The sequence below is a fragment of the Halobacillus sp. B23F22_5 genome, assembly GCF_043497085.1.
In the GTDB taxonomy this organism is placed as follows: Bacteria; Bacillota; Bacilli; order Bacillales; family Halobacillaceae; genus Thalassobacillus.
The window spans coordinates 1-16,350 of the sequence record NZ_JBIEKI010000010.1; the positions used below are offsets into that span (position 1 = coordinate 1).

Genomic DNA, 16,350 nt, shown 5'->3' on the forward strand with positions numbered 1-16,350 from the left:
AATGGTCGTGCTTTGCGGAAAACTGTTAAAGATCTTTTTTGGTTTATCGAACCGCCAGGTTCACTTCAATGAGGACCGAATGAAACAGGACCTCCACTGTCTTCAACAGGCAGCGTAACCTATATTTCTTACCCATAAGATGACACGGAGAAGCTGGCGCAAAGTGAGACAACAGACTACGAGTCTATACGGGAGAATAAAGCCGGCCTCTGCCTTATGATGAGACCAAACGAAGGAATGTAGGCGCACGACGCCAAGAGACATGGGAGGGTATGTCCTCATAAGAAAGCAGGGATCCAAGGTGCATCGATTTATACAAAAAGGATGACCTAATAAAGTTAGGAAACGCAACGCGTCTCCTTGTTTTCCTTAAAATTGAAGAAAAGGAATAAACCGATAGATAATTGTAGGCAAAAATTTTTTTGAAAGATAAAAGACAAGTTACAACCCTTGATGTATCAACATTTCCGGAGGGAGTCTCACCGTTCCCCCGCCACCTTATCGTTATTTTGACGAACGAACCCTACGTAGTGAGAAGATATCTTCCACATTTACTACATGAAAAGGCCCAATGATTCAGGGAATAAGCTCTCTTTGTAGCTGTTACGATGGTTGAATGATTATGCCTATCAATGTTTCCGTTTTTCTTATAAACGCAAGGAGGTCCGGGAAATTGCGAGACTCCAATGGGAGGATAGTACAGGGTGAGATCCCGCAAGGCGAAGCCTGAGGAAGCTCACCGTACGCCCATGGAAAGCGAGTGATTTCCCGGACCTCCAAACGCTCATCATTTTAACGGAAACAGTTTCTCTCGAAACTGAGTCTTCAAGTATTGGGAGCTTAAATGTAAAACCAACACGGAGATTTAACAGAGTTTATCAAAAATATCGCGGTTTACCCAGGAGGTTATAGATATGGAAGCAACTACGGAGTTTTGGTTATTAATAAAATACATATTTTTAGGTCTGTTCCAAGGATTCACAGAGCCCATTCCCATTTCATCCAGCGGCCACTTATCTCTATTGCAATCCGTTTTCGGAATGAACTTAGAAGGGCTTCAGCTCGAAGTGCTGCTCAATTTCGGATCATTGATCGCTGTATTGATCGTTTACCGGAAAGACATCATCCGCCTGGCGCAAAATGGGATAAGCTATGCCGTCCATAAAGATGAAAAAAATAAATCGGAATTCATGTTTATTGTCTACTTGATTATCGGAACGATTCCTGCCGGGGTCCTTGGACTGCTATTCGAGGACTGGATAGGAGAAACCTTCAAAGCGCCTCAATTAGTCGGGGTTACTTTGATCATTACAGGTATCGCGCTATGGATCATCCGCAATATCCGTGGAACAAAAGGGGAAGGCGGCCTTAATTGGAAAGATGCTTTAATTGTCGGACTTGCACAGTCCGTGGCATTGATACCAGGGATCAGCCGCTCCGGAGCGACCATAGTGGCAGCGATGCTGCTCGGCATGAAGCAGGAAACTGCCCTGCGCTTTTCTTTCTTATTATATGTACCGATCAGTCTCGGAACGATGGTCATGTCTGTTGGTGATTTGCTCGAAGAAAACATATCACAGATGTGGGTTCTCTGGACACTCGCTGTCATTGCCTCAGTCATTGCCACTTATTTTGCCCTGTTATGGTTCATGAACATCATGGCAAAAGGAAATTTAAAATATTTCGCCTTTTATTGCTTCGTCGTGGGTGCGATAGCAATTATGATTTTATAATGGTGTGATAAAAGTCACAACGTCATATAAGAAAACCCTATAAGCTAAAAGAGGATGGTGAAAACCATCCTCTTTCTTTCTATCATATCTTGACGTACCTGAGGATATGATTTTAAATGAGTAGTAACAACTTGCTAAATATAACCAGCATGCCAGACATGAATAGATAAAGGTGGGATTGTGCGTATGGTAAAGCAATTGAGCAAACATTCCATATCGGAAGACTTGAAAGAATTGCTTTCGTCCGTGGATCATGTACAAAAAATCGAAAAGAACCGGTTCTTATTCCAGGAAGGCGAGGATGCCGACCAGATGTTCATTATCCAATCTGGAAGAATCCAAATCAGTAAAATTTCTCCCGATGGTAGGGAACTCTCCCTCCGTATCTGCCAAAAAGGCGACATCATCGGGGAACTCACGCTGTTTACTGATGACGCGACTTACCTTTTGAACGCGAAAGTGATGGAGGATGCCGAAGTTGCCGTTATAAAAAAAGATTACTTAGAGCGGGAATTACTGACGAATACGGAACTCGCTTTTGAATTCATGAAGTGGATGAGTGAGCGTTTCCGTAAGACACAAACGAAGTTCCGCGACCTCGTTTTGCATGGCAAAAAAGGCGCATTGTATTCTACGCTGATCCGTCTCACCAACAGCTATGGCGTTAAACGTCCCGATAATATTCTTATTGATATCGTATTGACCAATCAGGAATTGGCCAATTTCTGCGGAACCTCAAGAGAGAGCGTCAATCGGATGCTCAGTGATTTGAAACGAAAAGAAGTCCTTGAGATGGAAAAAAACAAAATCGTTGTCAAGGACCTCCAGTATTTAAAAGATGAAATCAATTGTGAAAATTGTCCGATTGTCTTATGCAGTATTGATTAAAAGAAACCGACGGATAAAATAACAAAGAAAAACAAGGAATTTCCGATTTCCAGGATACCGATCTGCATCGGCTTCAATTGCCTTCCGTATAAATAGATGGCCCGGGCAAGGCTTGGAATGAAAGCGAGCGTTACCATCCATGCTCCTGTAGCAACAAACAATCCGACCACAATCACATGATAGCCCCACGATATCCAGCGGAATGCTGGATTTTTCTTTTCCCTGATCATCGTTTTGACAAAAAAAGCACTGCCATAGAAAAACAAAATCGCCAACACGAACACCGACCAGGCAAGTTCGTCAATAAACCCTGCTCCCAAATAATAAGAAGCTAGGCCGCTGATACCAAAAGCAGTAATCGCTGCAAAATCATTCATGAGCGAACGGTCTTTGTTTCTCTTCCCAAACCACAAATTGATGATGAAAAATGGTACCATCATCAATGCAATCAACAGTAAGAAAGGTTCGACAATCAAAACTGGTAAAGCAAAAATCACTGCGACGATAAAATAGCGGAAAAACCAAATCATGTGAAATCGGATTTTCTTTTTTTTCACCGCCAATATTAATGGATATGTCGCTAAATATAAAGCCACCCATCCAATCAGCAAGGGCAGCTGCAGCCAGTCGAACCCGCCCGCTACCATTCCTAAAAGAAACGGCACTGTCAACATCGCCCAAGCCCCATGCTGTTTAGGGAGAAATAATTTCATACCCGTCACCTCGTTCTAATTGGTATAAACTTTATCTGACATCAAACTGTGCCAGCTTTCTTTTTCCCGCGCAGTGCTTTCGGAATATAGACGCAATATGGTTCACTTTCCATGTAGTCCCCTGTCATCGCATAAGCACGTGACCTTGACCCGCCACATACATGACGGAATTCACATACTCCGCATTTCCCTTTATAAGCATCCGGATTACGGAGATTTTTGAATACTTCAGACTCCCGATAAATCGTTGCGAGTGGTGTTTCTTTCACATTCCCCGCTTTGATTGGAAGCAGCCCGCTTGGATAGACATCACCGATATGAGAAATGAAAACAAAGCCATTGCCATCATTCACCCCTTTTGGCGCCCGTCCAAGTCCATCAATCTGCCCTGTCGTTCCATTCATCAACGCATCCTGATAGTTGATTTCCTTACTGGCTGTCGTTTTACTGCTTTCCCTCATCTTGTTCTGGATGACAACTCTCCGGTAATGCTGTGCCGCTGTCGTTTTAATATCGAATGGAACACGCTTAGAAAGTTCATATAACCACTTGAATGTTTTTTCGTGCTCAACCGGTGTGATCATATCTATTTCCTGGCCTCGTCCTGTCGGTACCAGGAAAAACACACTCCACAATACACAGTCCAATTCCTCGATCAATGCGGCCATTTCATCCAGGTGGTCGTAGTTATAACGGGAAATTACGGTATTGATCTGGATTGGCATTTGAAGTTCATGAAGATATTTGATTGCATTCATTGTCAGATCAAACGATCCTGAAGTTCCCCGGAAATGATCATGAACTGCGGCATTCGGTCCATCCAGGCTGAATGCCCAGCGAGACAATCCAACCTCCTTGGCTTTTTCCATCGCTTCTTTCGTAACATTCGGTGTAGCAGAAGGCGTCATAGAAACACGGACTCCCTTTTTGACTGCGTATTCGGCAATATCGAAAACATCCGGACGCATCAATGGGTCTCCTCCTGTGAAAACCAGCATCGGGTTTTCCATTTCATATATATCATCAATCAGCTTTTTACCATCCTCAAACGATAACTCACGAGGATCCCGCCTATACTGAGCTTCTGCCCGACAGTGGAGACATTTCAATTCACACGCTCTTGTTAGTTCCCAAATCACAATAAAAGGATTTTCATTATAGTCACGGTTGAACATGACGTTCCCTCCTTCGTGCTACCATAGCTTTGGTTAACACTATTTTCATGGTTTAATTGTAGCGAAGAATGTGACGGTAAGTTGTGATATACATCACAAGAATTAAATACTTCTCTTCTTAGTCAAAAAGTTTTCATAAAATAGGCAGATAACAGAGCAAAGGAAGAACATCTTTTTATTAGGGAGGATTCAGGCGTGTCAGGCAAGAAGATCGTGGCCTTAGGGCAGAGACTTCACCTTATGTCGGATCATCCAGCAGGAAGGACCGAGCCTTTCTTTAAAAAAAGCTGCGACATGAAAGGTTCATGCCGCAGTCTCTGTTATTATTTTTTAGAAATTGCTACTCGCCATTGCTCTGGACCTTCTTCGAGATACTCCCATTCAAACTGATTTTCCCGCTCCACCATGAACTGGTATCGCAATGGACGAGGATCGTGGTCGTTGGTCAACTCCATTACTTGCCCACTATCCATTTCATCAAATGTTTCCAGTATCCTTGGATGACGTATCTTTGGTTCAATCTCCGGAGCATAAATTTTAGCAGCGAATTCTTGGTTTTTCATAAAAATCTCCTCCTAATAAATGATGATTAATCTTCTTCTACCTCGTCGATTGGCAATGGTTCTCCTTCTTTATGTGTAGCGGGACGCAGATGGAACATGGATTTCACTGCGAAGACCGCTAAAATCACAACACCGATGATGAAAATCACATCTGGAATTACACGGATCGTCAATAGATCCTGGATGATATCCTGCTGCAGGAAGGATGAATCCCGGGATGCCCAGTAACCACTGTTGAACGCTTCCTTCAATTGCAGGAACCCGACTGGTAATAAGGAAATCAGAATCATTCCCGCAAGCCCGATGTTCAATGTCCAACAAGAAATTTTCAGCCACTTGTCATTCCATTTATCCGGTCGGACGATATTACGCAGGGAGTACAGCAACACGGCAATCGCGAACATTCCGTAAACCCCCATCATCGCTCCGTGCCCATGAGCTGGTGTCAAGAATTGACCATGCTCGAAGTAGCTGACGGCTGGCAGATTGATCAGGAATCCTAACACACCAGCTCCGACCAGGTTCCAAATCGCTGTTGAAATAAGGAACCAGAATGTGGCTTTGTAAGGGAAATCGACTCCCCCATCACGCATCATTTTGTATTGGTCATATGCTTCCAGTACCAGCAATGTCAATGGAATAACTTCCAATGCACTGAAGACGGATCCAAGTGCGATCCAGGCTTCAGCTGAACCATTATAGTAATAGTGGTGACCGATACCGATAACGCCGCTTCCGAGCAATATAATCAACTGGAAGTATAGTGCTTTGACTGTTGAGCTCTTGGTAACCAATTTCATCCGTACTAACAAGAAACCGATAACAACAACCGCGAATACTTCAAAAATACCTTCTACCCATAGATGGATGATCCACCAGCGCCAGTAGTCAGACATCGTGAAGTTGGCACCTGGGTTGATAAAGAATGCAAAGATATAAAAAGCTGGAACCGCAATCGATGCGTAGAACAATAAGTGGACGAGTCCACCTTTATCCCGTTCTTTTTTCAAGCCATTGCGAATACCCCGGTAGACGATGAACAACCAGATCAGCATTCCGACCACGAGAATCACTTGCCAAATCCGTCCGAGCTCTAAGTATTCCCAGCCCTGGTGGCCAAGCAGGAACCACAGGTTGCCAAGATAGCCGTTGACTCCGAGCCATTGACCGATCATTGAGCCACCTACTAAGACTACTAATGCCCAGAATAAAATATCGACAAGCAGCCCCTGACGTTTCGGCTCATGGCCACCGACAATCGGTGCGACAAAGATCCCCATCCCCAGCCATGCGGTTGCTATCCAGAAGATTGCAAGCTGCAGATGATAGCCTTTGGCGATGCCAAATGGTAATAGTTCAAAGATCCAATCCATTCCGAAGAACGAATCCGGTTCGACGTAATAATGGGCCATCAAGGCGCCGAACATGACCTGTACCAGGAATAATAAGGCTACAACCAGGAAGTACTTGGCTGATTTCACCTGGGAGGAAGTGAGACTCTGCCTGGCAAGATTGAAGGTTGGATAGTTATCCTTCGTGTATGCCTCCTGCATGCCAAGGTGATAACGGTAGAATACGAACAAAATCAGACCAACGAACAGGATCAAGACGGTGACACTGGCACCACTCCACCAGACCGCCGAGAAAGCCATCGTATTTCCGGCATCCTCAAAGTAAGGCCAGTTGTTTGTATAGGTAATATCATCATCTGGCCGTTCTGTACTGGAAAGCCATGCAGTCCAGAAGAAGAAATGGGAAATCTGCGTGATCTGGTCGCTGTCTGCAACGTATAAACGCTCCCCTTCCCCCGGCACGTGGGATTCCTGGATCAAGCCGGCTTTTAATCCCCAGCCATCTCCATTTTTAAATACATCTTCGTAATATGCTTCGACCCGCTCCAGTCCGAATACCTGGGCATCGGTCAGCGGAAGTTCATTGGTTTCTTCATTAAACCGGTTGACCCGCATTTCTGTAATGACTTTTTCTTTGATCAACGTCTGCTGCTCTTGAGACAAGTCAGCATAGGCTTGATCGTGTTCTTGCATAGCATAATAATCCTGCATCCCGACGGTGTAGACCTTGAGGGCTTCCGCCGTATAGTCAGGACCCATATAGGATCCGTGTCCTAGGACTGTTCCATAATCCATCAATCCATATTTTTGGAACACAGCCTGACCGCCTATGATGGAATCCTGTGTCATGACGACTTCACCGTCTGAGCTGGTCGCTTCCATCGGACGAGGGGCCATATTTTCGAATATCCAAAATCCCCCTACGATTAAAACTGTGAAGCTTGCTAATAAAGTAACAATTAAAATAGATTTAAGTAGACCGTTTTTGGTGGTTGGTTTGGCTTCTTTCTGCTGCCATTCCTCTAGCTTTTTAACCCCCATCACGTTCACATCCTTTCGTTGGTATGCCTTCATGTTACTCCTGCTTTTTCAAAAGGGGTGTGAGTAGAAGCAACAGGCACCTATGATTTTCATCACAGCCAACGTATAAAGATAGTTATAAATTGTTCAAAAAGTAGTATCAAAAATACCGCTTTTAAATGCTACACTATATAGTAGAAATTGGATATGAAAGGATGTTTGATGTGAAATTCCATTCCACCCAGCAATTGTTACAGAATGTTCCTATATTCAAAGATTTGACAGATATAGAGATGGAACCAGTTCTTGAACTGGCTAAATCCCGCCGATACCGGCCCGGTACTCATGTATTCATGCAAGGGGATCCCTTGCAGAATGTCTACTTCATCAATAAAGGGAGGGTGAAGATTTATAAAACTGACTTTCATGGTAAAGAACAGATTGTCAACGTGCTTCAGCCTGGCGACATGTTCCCTCACCAGGGGTTCTTCCGGAAAGATGAATGCCCCGCGCATGCGGAAATATTAGATGAAGCAATGCTCGTCCATATTCCGATCCCTTCCTTTGAGCAGACGTTGATTAATCATCCGGAGATTTCCGTCAAGCTGTTCAAAGTACTCGGAGATAAAATCGTCGATCTGCAAAACCGGCTGGAAGAACAGATTCTTCATAACACCTATGAGCAGATTATCATGCTGTTGATCCGGCTCGGCAAGTTGTACGGCAAAGAAGAAAAAGAAGGCTGGGTAAAACTCCAGTCCCATTTCACCAACCGGGAACTCGCCAATATGATCGGATCAAGCCGGGAAACCGTCAGCCGGACACTGACACAGCTGAAGAAAAATAATCTCGTCTACACGGACTTTGATGGCTATTTCAAATTACACCCAGAATCATTAGAGGAAGAACTCTTCTGACCCTGTGACGTGCATCACTTCCTGTTTAATTGAAAATGATTATCATAGGGGTATAAACCGATGATGAGGTGATGAAAATGGCAAAACAAGCCGCTATCGTAGAGTTGGATGTCAGGGAAGATTTGAAACTGAAGAATGATCCTTTCCATAAAATCATGGATGCCGTAAAAAGTTTGAAGGATGGCGAAGCACTCCTGCTGCACGCACCGTTCAAACCGATACCTCTGTTGAAGGTGTTGGACAAAAAAGGGTTTGACCACCATTTAGAGCATGTGGAGCCAAAACACTGGCAGGTCACTTTTTATAAACGGGACGGGGGATTGCAATGATACTTGATAACCGTGGGTTAGAACCGCCACAGCCGATGATGCGGACCCTGACGGAACTTGAGGAGTTGACCGATAAGGAAGCTCTTGTCATCATCAATGACCGGCGCCCGATGTTTTTGTTCGCTGAACTTGATGAGCTTGGCCATCATTATGAAACGGAGGAACAAGAAGACGGGAGCTTCCGGATAACGATAACGAAATCTGGTGATTAAAATGATACCGCAAATGCAGACCAAAACAGAAACCAATATCAAACTGCCACTCGCCTTCATCCTATTTGGCCTGGTATCGTTTGTCGCTGCCCAGTCGCTGTTATGGATGAACACTTCTGCTTTAAGCAACGGGATCTTCCGAATGCCGGACTTATGGATGGCCGCCCATTTCCTCTTATTGGGCTGGGCGGTGATGGTCGTCATGGGAGCCATGTACCAGCTTGTTCCTGTCGCTTTTTTGACACCGATTTGGAATGAAAGGTTCGGCTTCATTCAATTTTTTATAACAGCTGTCGGGATCGCAGGTTTATCGATTGCGCTGTCCTTGAAACCTGATGCCGCGATCATTGCCGGGAGCCTGACAGTCCTCGGTATTTTAATGTTCTTGTTCCAAATCGGTATGACTTTGCTGAAGCAGGAAAAAGCAAATATCATGAGCTGGTTTGTCGGTGGGGCACTGGTATTCTTCTTGCTGACAATTCTTGCCGGACTTTTTTTGACTTGGAACCTGGCATTCGGAACGATTAGCCATTATGATTCCTTGTTCAAATCTCATTTGATTTTCGGACTAACCGGCTGGTTTACACTTTTGATTTTCGGATTTTCCTATAAAATGGTACCGATGTTCAGCCTCTCGCATGGCTTTTCAATGAGATGGGCAAAACCTGCTTTTATCAGTTATATCGTGGGACTCTTTTTATTAATTACTGCTGTGTGGAGTAATACTTCCTGGCTGCTGACACTCGGATGGTGCTTCCTTTGGATAGGATTTACCGGCTATGGTGTCGACATGAGAGAAATAGTCACGAAGCGAATCAAGAAAAAGCTCGATCAGCCGTTCGTTTTCTCGTTAGTCGCCATTGTCTTCGGTTGGTTAATCCATACTTCCGCCCTGGTAATGAGTTTGTTTAACGTCAAGGATGTTACCATCTGGAGCTGGATGATCTATCTTTACATCATGATGTGGATCATTTTCAGCATCATGGGTTACCTTTACAAAATTGTTCCATTTTTATGGTGGACCCATAAGTATTCCGGCAGTGTCGGTAAAAAGAATGTACCGACCTTGAAGGAAATGATCCAGGAAAAATGGGGTACCTTCCTTTTCGCGGCTATGAGTGCCGGTGTGGTGATGCTGGCTGTTACCGCCATGCTGGAAATGACGTGGTTAGTTTTTGCAGCCCAGGGACTTTTAACGATTGCTTCCCTGTTGTACGTAAGCTCAATCGTCCGTGTTTTAACCAGATAACCAAGGAGTGATTTATCATGGATTTGACTAAACAAGTCGAAGAAGCACTATACCAAGTGATTGATCCGGAACTCGGCATCAATATCGTAGATCTCGGCCTCGTCTATAAAATAGATGTCAACGACACGAATGATGTCCATGTGCAAATGACGTTGACCACCCCCGGCTGCCCACTCCATGACAGCATCGTCAGTGGCGCAGAAGCGATGATCTATGGGGTCGATGAAGTTAATGATGTCCATGTCGAGCTCGTCTGGCACCCTGCCTGGTCGCCGGAAAAAATGAGCAGCCGCGCCAAAGAAATGTTGATGTAGTGAAAATGCTCAGCACCCTCCTATGGGTGCTGAGCATTTTTGTACGTCGGTAGCCTCTAATACGACTACACCTGTCCCTCTTATTCGCAGTTGTCTCTCATCCGTATCAGCTACCAGAATGTCTCGATTCAATCAACCAATCAGCCACCGCTTACCGGCGGGATAAAGGCAATCGTATCTCCTTCTTTCACGACAAAGTCACCATTGGCATACTCTTCGTTAACCGCTGCCATTGACGTATCGATTTCCTCCATCTCATAGTTTTCTTTCAGCATGGATTTTATTTCTGCAATGCTTTTATTGACGGCATTGAGCTCTACTTCCGCCTGACCTGCCTTCTCCTGCAGTCCAGCAAATAACAGAATTTTATTCATGTCAGGTCCTCCTTATCAGGTTGTCCTTGCGGGTAAGCTTTCTGTTCTTTTTGGTCACCAATCCACTCTTCACCATTTTCCCAGTGTTCCTTTTTCCAAATAGGAACGATTTCTTTAATACGCTCGATGGCATATCGGCTAGCATCATAGGAATCGGCCCGGTGTGGCGTGGATACAGCGATGACAACCGCTATATCGGTAATATCCAAGTGTCCGATCCGGTGGGCGATCGCCGTGTCGGCGTCTGGCCATTTTTCGTTAATTTCTTCGCCGATTTGGGCAAGCTTTTTTTCAGCCATCGGTACATAAGATTGATATTCTAAATAAAGTGTCCGTTTTCCCTTCGTGAACTCACGAACTGTTCCAATAAACGTATTGATGGCTCCTGCTTCTCTTCTGGTCACGAGATCGACGACTTCCTGTATATTCAATGGCTGTTCAGAAATCCAAAATTTTTCGCTCATAGCTTACACCTCTTTACACAAATATATCAATTCCGCTAAATGGTCATCAATATGTTCCAGCTCAAATACCGGAATATCTTCGGATGGATTCTCCAGTTGAGCGTCCCATCGGATGATCGCTTTAATATTAGAGACAGTGGTAATCAAATCGAGATCCGCTTCTTTCCGAATCATGACAATTTTGGGATGTACCTCTTGTTTATACCCTTCCACCACCAGCAATCCTGGAGAAAAGCTTTCATAAATTTTAATCAGCTGATCGAGGGAAACGTCGATATCCTCACCGAATTCCAGCTGCAATGCCCCGCCGCCTTCTACTCCCGTCAGAAAAGCACCTGACTCTTTATGTGTATAACTGTCTGTACCCGCGTGGATCGGTGTCAAACTATCCTGGTGGCCATGGTGCTTCAGCGAAGCGGTTTTAATGTTATGTTCCGAAGCGTAGCGAATCAGACGGTTCACCATCGTTGTTTTCCCACTGTTTTTATACCCGATCACTTGAATAATCGGAAAAGAACTGGCTTTCGGCATTCGCACTCCCCCTTTTAGTCTCTATGTACAGTTTAAAGCTATCCTTCAAAAAATGCTGTGACAATACCCGCAACTATTCCAGATAATCAAAAGGCTCTGCCGCTGCCGGCAGAGCCTCTCTTTGAAATCAATCTGGAATCCCTAGCGCGATTTTCGCATAGCGACTCATCTTGTCCTTTGTCCAAGGTGGGTTCCATACAATATTCACGACTACTTCGTCTACTTCTGGAATGTCAGCAAGCGCACGTTTCACATCCTGCTCAATCACACCCGCTAGCGGGCACCCCATTGCAGTCAAGGTCATTGTCACCGTGCATGTGTTGTTTTCATCCACATCTACACCATAAACAAGTCCCAAGTTTACGATATCTATCCCAAGTTCAGGGTCAATGACGTTTTCAAGTGCGCCCATAAGATTTTCTTCCAATGCTTTATCTTCCACGAATCGTTCCCCCTTCCTGAATGTTCATCCTTATTATAAACAAAATTCTTCCGTGATTAAAATGATTCCTATCACTTAATCGGTATTAAATTGATTATCCATCCATTCGACCATCTCCAGAATTGCGAATCGAGTCACTTTATGGTCTTTTCCGATTTCCCGCAGGAACCGGATATTTTCAGGATTTTTATAATGGTGGATCGCTTCATTATAAAAGTCATAGGAATGCTCGAACGGTACGACAGGATCCGCATCCCCATGCCAGAAGAAGATAGGACGGCCATGGAGCTTTTCCACCTGGCGGGACAGGTCGATTTCAGACAAAGCTTTCATCAATGCGTCCATTTTCTCTTCGGTTATCGGCATTTCCACACCCATATTTTGCACATCAGCAATCATCTTTTGCGCAAATTCCACTGGTTTAGGGGAGCCCATCATGACTGCGGCACCATCAATCCACGGATATTGCGTAAGAGCCGCGGATGTGGTGACTCCTCCCATACTGGTTCCGGCCACTATAAACCGCTGTCCTTTGGTCCAGCCCTTATCATCAATTGCCGTCTTAATTTTTTTCAGCTCTTCTAAATTGGCCAGGACAATGTCCCAGAACTTGAACTGCAGTTCTTCCTGTGTCTGGTCCACTTCCCTTTCCCCGTGATCCATGCTGTCCGGCAGTAATACCCGGAAGCCTTTACGGGCTAAAAGGTAGGCCTGTGCCAGATTATGTTCCTTTGCTGAGGTGAACCCATGAAAATATGTAACGACAGGGAGCGGCTGATCATATTTTTCTGCTTCTACGATTACTAATACCGGGATTCCTTCGATAAATTCGCGATTGACCGTTACCATAATTGCTATTTCCCTTCTTTGCAAAAACTTTACTTGCTGTTTAATTCATCCTAATATTGACAGTATATAATCAAATCGTAACATGGGTATATAGATAATTAAAACAGAATTACTTTGCAAATAGCTATAAAACCGCTACACTATAGAGCAACGAGGTGAAAAATATGAGCAGACAACAACATTTGATCGCATTGGACTTAGATGGCACATTATTGACAGATGAAAAGACCATCAGCGAACGCACAAAACAAACGGTATTGAAAGCGAAAGAGGAAGGACACATAGTCGTCATTGCTACCGGCCGTCCTCACCGGGCCAGCATTGATTTTTACCATGAACTCGGACTTGATACTCCTATGGTGAATTTCAACGGTGCCTTGATTCATCACCCGACAGATCATAAATGGGATGCGCTTCATTCTCCGCTTCCGATCCGGACAGCTAAAAGTATCATTCATGACTGCTACGAGATGGAGGTAAAGAACCTGTTGGCCGAAATTAAGGATGATGTCTTCCTCGATCAGCATGACGAGGAAGTCATGGAACTTTTTCATGCAACCGGGGATACGAACCCAGTGACTGTAGGAAACTTGAAACATCAACTGAAAGAAGATCCTACTTCGTTACTTATTTATCCCCACGAGCATCAAATTCCATCCCTAAGACAAGGTTTGGAAGAGAATCATGCTGAACTCATTGAGCATCGCAAATGGGGAGCACCTTATCATGTTATTGAAATTGTCCGTAAAGGCTTGAATAAAGCCGTTGGATTAGATAAAATTTCCCGTTATTATCATATTCCTAAAGACCGGATCATCGCATTCGGTGATGAAGATAATGACTTGGAAATGATCGAATACGCAGGTGTCGGCGTCGCAATGAAAAACGGTATCGATGAACTGAAAGGGATCGCTAAGCATATCACGCAATCAAATATGGAGGATGGTATCGGAAGCTTCCTTGAGGACTACCTGAAATTGAATACAAAAGCCATTTAACCCATATTTTGATAACGAATAAGAAGACTCTCATGAGTAATAATAAGCTTGAGCGTTTTGAAAAAAACGTTCAGGCTTTTTTATTTCGGGAGGGTCTTGTTATGGCAAAGAACAACAAATCCAAACGTTTTGTACAACAGGGTTCAGACGCAGTCAAAAAGCATGATGAACGGTTCCCCTACCGGGAGCGCTTTTCAGACGTCGAACGGAAACGTGAAGAAGCTGACCGTCATACTGTAGGAGGTTTTTAGGATGGACAACCAACGAAACAGTAATAACAATAACGCTATGCAAAATGGCATGAATGCTGCCAATCAAGGTGGCAACAACCTAATGCAGACTGCCAGAAATGCCGTCAACCGTATCACCAACGCAGGTCGTGGGCAGTTCAACGAACAGGAAAAACAAGCGGCTCAACAGGCCATTCAGTCCGCTTATGCCAATAGCTCTCCTGAAGAAAAGCAGCAGCTACAGCAGCTTGAACAGCAATTAAAGCGCCATAACGAGCTGTAAATTATCACTCGCAAAAAAAGACTGGTTCAGATTAACCTGAACCAGTCTTTGTCTGTCTTAATTCCATTTATTACTCTAATGATTTCAATGCGTCTTCAATTTGCGTATCGCCTTCTACCATTTCGAATGTTTTTCGATAGGCATTTGGTTCTTCAAGTGCAGCAATCATTGTCTTTGCAACATCTGCACGGGATACAGAACCGCGATCCACCGATTTACCTACCTTGATTTTACTTGTACTTTCCTCGTGAGTCAGCGCTCCTGGACGTACAATGGTATAATCAAGCTCCGTCTTTCGAAGGTAATCATCAGCTTCGCCTTTCATTTCTAAATAGTATTTTAGTTTTTCCGGACCTTCTTCCGGGTTATCTGCTTTCATTGCACTCAACATGATAAATTTAGGCGCTCTTCCCAGCTTTTCTGTCTCTTTTATCAAATTGATGGCGCCGTCTCTGTCGACACTCTTTGTTTTTTCTGGTGGTGTTTTGGATCCGGAACCAGCTGCAAAAATGACTGCATCCATGCCTTTCACCGCATGACCGACGTCGCTTTCCAGATCAGCAAGTACCGGAATGCCTCCTAAGCCTTCCATGGCCTCTTTTTGCTCTTCTTTTCGCACCATGGCATAAGCTTCATGACCTGCGGCATCCAGATTTTGTACTAACAATCGACCTGTGTGACCGTTTGCTCCAGCTACTAGTACTTTCATTATATCCGCTCCTTAACAACAAGATTATATCCATAATTCTTGTAACCTGAACCGGGCTGGTTCAAACCTGTATTTTAACTCATGCGATAAGTGAGCTTCATCACCACTGCGTATAACCCATGCCCTGCGGACCAGATTGCGATGGCTGCAATATTATCGATGGCAGGTGTCTCCTTGATAGCCAAAGCGGTAAGTGGAAAGTAAGTCAGACCTGCAAGTGTTGCTAGTGTTAAAGCTAGCGACCATTGATGGATTGGTGCATCACTTACCGAATGGTGCAATAAAAAGACATAAATCACGCCTATTCCCCAGGAAATAATCATATGGAAGAACCACTCCATATAAACAGGCCAAACGATCTGTCCTACCCAGGGAATAAAATCTACATTCATTAATAGCGTATAAACTTTAATCCCAGTTATCGCTTCAGCGGCCCAAAGAACTATTCCCAGCGCCAGGCCGGCAATCGTACCTACCAATAAACCAGTCCGGTACATGTAACCTCTTCCTTTCCTACTCACTTAGATATGTAAATCATTTTACCATCGAAATAATACTGTAAACCTGCAGAAAAAGTAATCTTTTGTGAAACCGTGAATTTTTGATAGAATGAAAACAGATGTATGGAGGAGGTTTTAAAAAATGAGTGTAAAAGTAGAAGCGACACCAAACCCGAATGCAATGAAATTCACTACGGATTCCATGATTTTCAGCGGTGACGGAAGTGTTTCAGTCATGGCAGGTCAGACTAGTGAACATGAAATATTGAACGATTTGATGGCAGTGGATGGCGTGGATAATGTTTTCGGTTTCCAGAATTTCATCACCGTCAACAAAAAATTCGATGCTGAGTGGGACAGCCTGACACCTAAGATTGAAGAAGTATTCGAAAAGCACAACTATTAAAGTCATTCATGCCGTTAAGTTAAAACAATAATAGTATCCAGGTAAATTGATGACAAAACAAAAAATCGAGTATAAAATCGTTAAGGTTTTATACTCGAT

Annotated in this window: 22 protein-coding genes; 11 read left to right on the forward strand and 11 right to left on the reverse strand. The window is 44.0% G+C overall.

What is annotated here, in order from left to right; genetic code table 11:
- Window positions 1-914: 914 nt before the first annotated feature.
- On the forward strand, window positions 915-1,733 hold the full coding sequence (locus tag ACGTN9_RS13365) for an undecaprenyl-diphosphate phosphatase (protein ID WP_499593554.1): 819 nt from the start codon (window positions 915-917) through the stop codon (window positions 1,731-1,733).
- A gap of 186 nt (window positions 1,734-1,919) precedes the next feature.
- Entirely contained in the window at window positions 1,920-2,621 is a 702-nt protein-coding gene (locus ACGTN9_RS13370) for a Crp/Fnr family transcriptional regulator (RefSeq protein WP_499593556.1), read from the forward strand.
- On the opposite strand, the gene ACGTN9_RS13375 is transcribed toward ACGTN9_RS13370, so the two are convergent.
- The 4 genes from ACGTN9_RS13375 to ACGTN9_RS13390 form a co-directional block, all read right to left on the reverse strand.
- Window positions 2,618-3,334, reverse strand: a complete 717-nt coding sequence (locus ACGTN9_RS13375) for a YwiC-like family protein (RefSeq protein WP_499593558.1) — start codon at window positions 3,332-3,334, stop codon at window positions 2,618-2,620. The two genes, ACGTN9_RS13370 and ACGTN9_RS13375, sit on opposite strands and share 4 nt — an antisense overlap.
- Window positions 3,335-3,375: 41 nt before the next feature.
- On the reverse strand, window positions 3,376-4,509 hold the full coding sequence (locus ACGTN9_RS13380; protein ID WP_499593560.1) for a TIGR04053 family radical SAM/SPASM domain-containing protein: 1,134 nt from the start codon (window positions 4,507-4,509) through the stop codon (window positions 3,376-3,378).
- A gap of 323 nt (window positions 4,510-4,832) precedes the next feature.
- Window positions 4,833-5,072, reverse strand: a complete 240-nt coding sequence (locus ACGTN9_RS13385; RefSeq protein WP_499593562.1) for a DUF2249 domain-containing protein — start codon at window positions 5,070-5,072, stop codon at window positions 4,833-4,835.
- A gap of 26 nt (window positions 5,073-5,098) precedes the next feature.
- Complete coding sequence (locus tag ACGTN9_RS13390; RefSeq protein ID WP_499593760.1) at window positions 5,099-7,465, reverse strand: nitric-oxide reductase large subunit; 2,367 nt, start codon at window positions 7,463-7,465, stop codon at window positions 5,099-5,101.
- 203 nt (window positions 7,466-7,668) lie between these two features.
- Here ACGTN9_RS13390 and ACGTN9_RS13395 point away from each other — a divergent pair, with 203 nt between their 5' ends.
- The 5 genes from ACGTN9_RS13395 (at window position 7,669) to ACGTN9_RS13415 (ending at window position 10,465) form a co-directional block, all read left to right on the forward strand.
- On the forward strand, window positions 7,669-8,361 hold the full coding sequence (locus ACGTN9_RS13395; protein ID WP_499593762.1) for a Crp/Fnr family transcriptional regulator: 693 nt from the start codon (window positions 7,669-7,671) through the stop codon (window positions 8,359-8,361).
- A gap of 77 nt (window positions 8,362-8,438) precedes the next feature.
- Complete coding sequence (locus tag ACGTN9_RS13400) at window positions 8,439-8,690, forward strand: DUF2249 domain-containing protein (RefSeq protein ID WP_499593564.1); 252 nt, start codon at window positions 8,439-8,441, stop codon at window positions 8,688-8,690.
- The gene (locus ACGTN9_RS13405) at window positions 8,687-8,902 is read left to right on the forward strand and encodes a DUF2249 domain-containing protein (RefSeq protein ID WP_499593566.1); all 216 of its coding nucleotides are present in this window, start codon (window positions 8,687-8,689) and stop codon (window positions 8,900-8,902) included. Before ACGTN9_RS13400 ends, ACGTN9_RS13405 begins: the two co-directional genes overlap by 4 nt.
- 1 nt (window position 8,903) lies before the next feature.
- Window positions 8,904-10,151: a hypothetical protein gene (locus ACGTN9_RS13410; protein WP_499593764.1), complete on the forward strand. Its 1,248-nt coding sequence runs from the start codon at window positions 8,904-8,906 to the stop codon at window positions 10,149-10,151.
- A 17-nt stretch (window positions 10,152-10,168) separates the two neighbouring features.
- Entirely contained in the window at window positions 10,169-10,465 is a 297-nt protein-coding gene (locus ACGTN9_RS13415) for a metal-sulfur cluster assembly factor (protein ID WP_499593568.1), read from the forward strand.
- A 140-nt stretch (window positions 10,466-10,605) separates the two neighbouring features.
- Here ACGTN9_RS13415 and moaD read toward each other — a convergent pair whose 3' ends face one another.
- The 5 genes from moaD to ACGTN9_RS13440 all read right to left on the reverse strand — a co-directional run bounded on the left by moaD (window position 10,606) and on the right by ACGTN9_RS13440 (window position 13,125).
- On the reverse strand, window positions 10,606-10,839 hold the full coding sequence (moaD, locus tag ACGTN9_RS13420; protein ID WP_499593570.1) for a molybdopterin converting factor subunit 1: 234 nt from the start codon (window positions 10,837-10,839) through the stop codon (window positions 10,606-10,608).
- Window positions 10,836-11,303, reverse strand: coding sequence for a molybdenum cofactor biosynthesis protein MoaE (locus ACGTN9_RS13425; protein ID WP_499593571.1), 468 nt, complete (start codon window positions 11,301-11,303; stop codon window positions 10,836-10,838). The genes moaD and ACGTN9_RS13425 overlap by 4 nt, the downstream gene beginning before the upstream one ends.
- A 3-nt stretch (window positions 11,304-11,306) precedes the next feature.
- Window positions 11,307-11,834: a molybdopterin-guanine dinucleotide biosynthesis protein B gene (gene mobB, locus ACGTN9_RS13430; protein ID WP_499593573.1), complete on the reverse strand. Its 528-nt coding sequence runs from the start codon at window positions 11,832-11,834 to the stop codon at window positions 11,307-11,309.
- A gap of 127 nt (window positions 11,835-11,961) precedes the next feature.
- Window positions 11,962-12,246, reverse strand: coding sequence for a metal-sulfur cluster assembly factor (locus tag ACGTN9_RS13435; protein WP_093041902.1), 285 nt, complete (start codon window positions 12,244-12,246; stop codon window positions 11,962-11,964).
- 105 nt (window positions 12,247-12,351) lie between these two features.
- Window positions 12,352-13,125, reverse strand: coding sequence for a serine aminopeptidase domain-containing protein (locus tag ACGTN9_RS13440; RefSeq protein WP_499593575.1), 774 nt, complete (start codon window positions 13,123-13,125; stop codon window positions 12,352-12,354).
- 164 nt (window positions 13,126-13,289) lie between these two features.
- On the opposite strand from ACGTN9_RS13440, the gene ACGTN9_RS13445 reads away from it, so the two are divergent.
- The 3 genes from ACGTN9_RS13445 to ACGTN9_RS13455 all read left to right on the forward strand — a co-directional run bounded on the left by ACGTN9_RS13445 (window position 13,290) and on the right by ACGTN9_RS13455 (window position 14,636).
- Window positions 13,290-14,123, forward strand: a complete 834-nt coding sequence (locus ACGTN9_RS13445; protein WP_499593577.1) for a Cof-type HAD-IIB family hydrolase — start codon at window positions 13,290-13,292, stop codon at window positions 14,121-14,123.
- 101 nt (window positions 14,124-14,224) lie between these two features.
- A complete protein-coding gene (locus tag ACGTN9_RS13450; protein WP_166761337.1) occupies window positions 14,225-14,374 on the forward strand; it encodes a hypothetical protein in 150 nt (49 codons plus the stop codon).
- Between the two features lies 1 nt (window position 14,375).
- Window positions 14,376-14,636, forward strand: coding sequence for a DUF3813 family protein (locus ACGTN9_RS13455; RefSeq protein WP_499593579.1), 261 nt, complete (start codon window positions 14,376-14,378; stop codon window positions 14,634-14,636).
- A gap of 70 nt (window positions 14,637-14,706) precedes the next feature.
- Here the strand turns inward: ACGTN9_RS13455 and ACGTN9_RS13460 are convergent, their stop codons facing one another.
- Window positions 14,707-15,345 (reverse strand): SDR family oxidoreductase, encoded by a 639-nt coding sequence (locus ACGTN9_RS13460; protein ID WP_499593581.1) that lies wholly within the window; start codon window positions 15,343-15,345, stop codon window positions 14,707-14,709.
- 74 nt (window positions 15,346-15,419) lie between these two features.
- A complete protein-coding gene (locus ACGTN9_RS13465) occupies window positions 15,420-15,842 on the reverse strand; it encodes a hypothetical protein (protein ID WP_499593583.1) in 423 nt (140 codons plus the stop codon).
- A gap of 145 nt (window positions 15,843-15,987) precedes the next feature.
- On the opposite strand from ACGTN9_RS13465, the gene ACGTN9_RS13470 reads away from it, so the two are divergent.
- Window positions 15,988-16,251 carry a NifU N-terminal domain-containing protein gene (locus tag ACGTN9_RS13470; protein WP_499593585.1) on the forward strand — a complete coding sequence of 88 codons (264 nt, stop codon included), beginning with the start codon at window positions 15,988-15,990 and terminating at the stop codon, window positions 16,249-16,251.
- The last annotated feature ends 99 nt before the right edge of the window (window positions 16,252-16,350 follow it).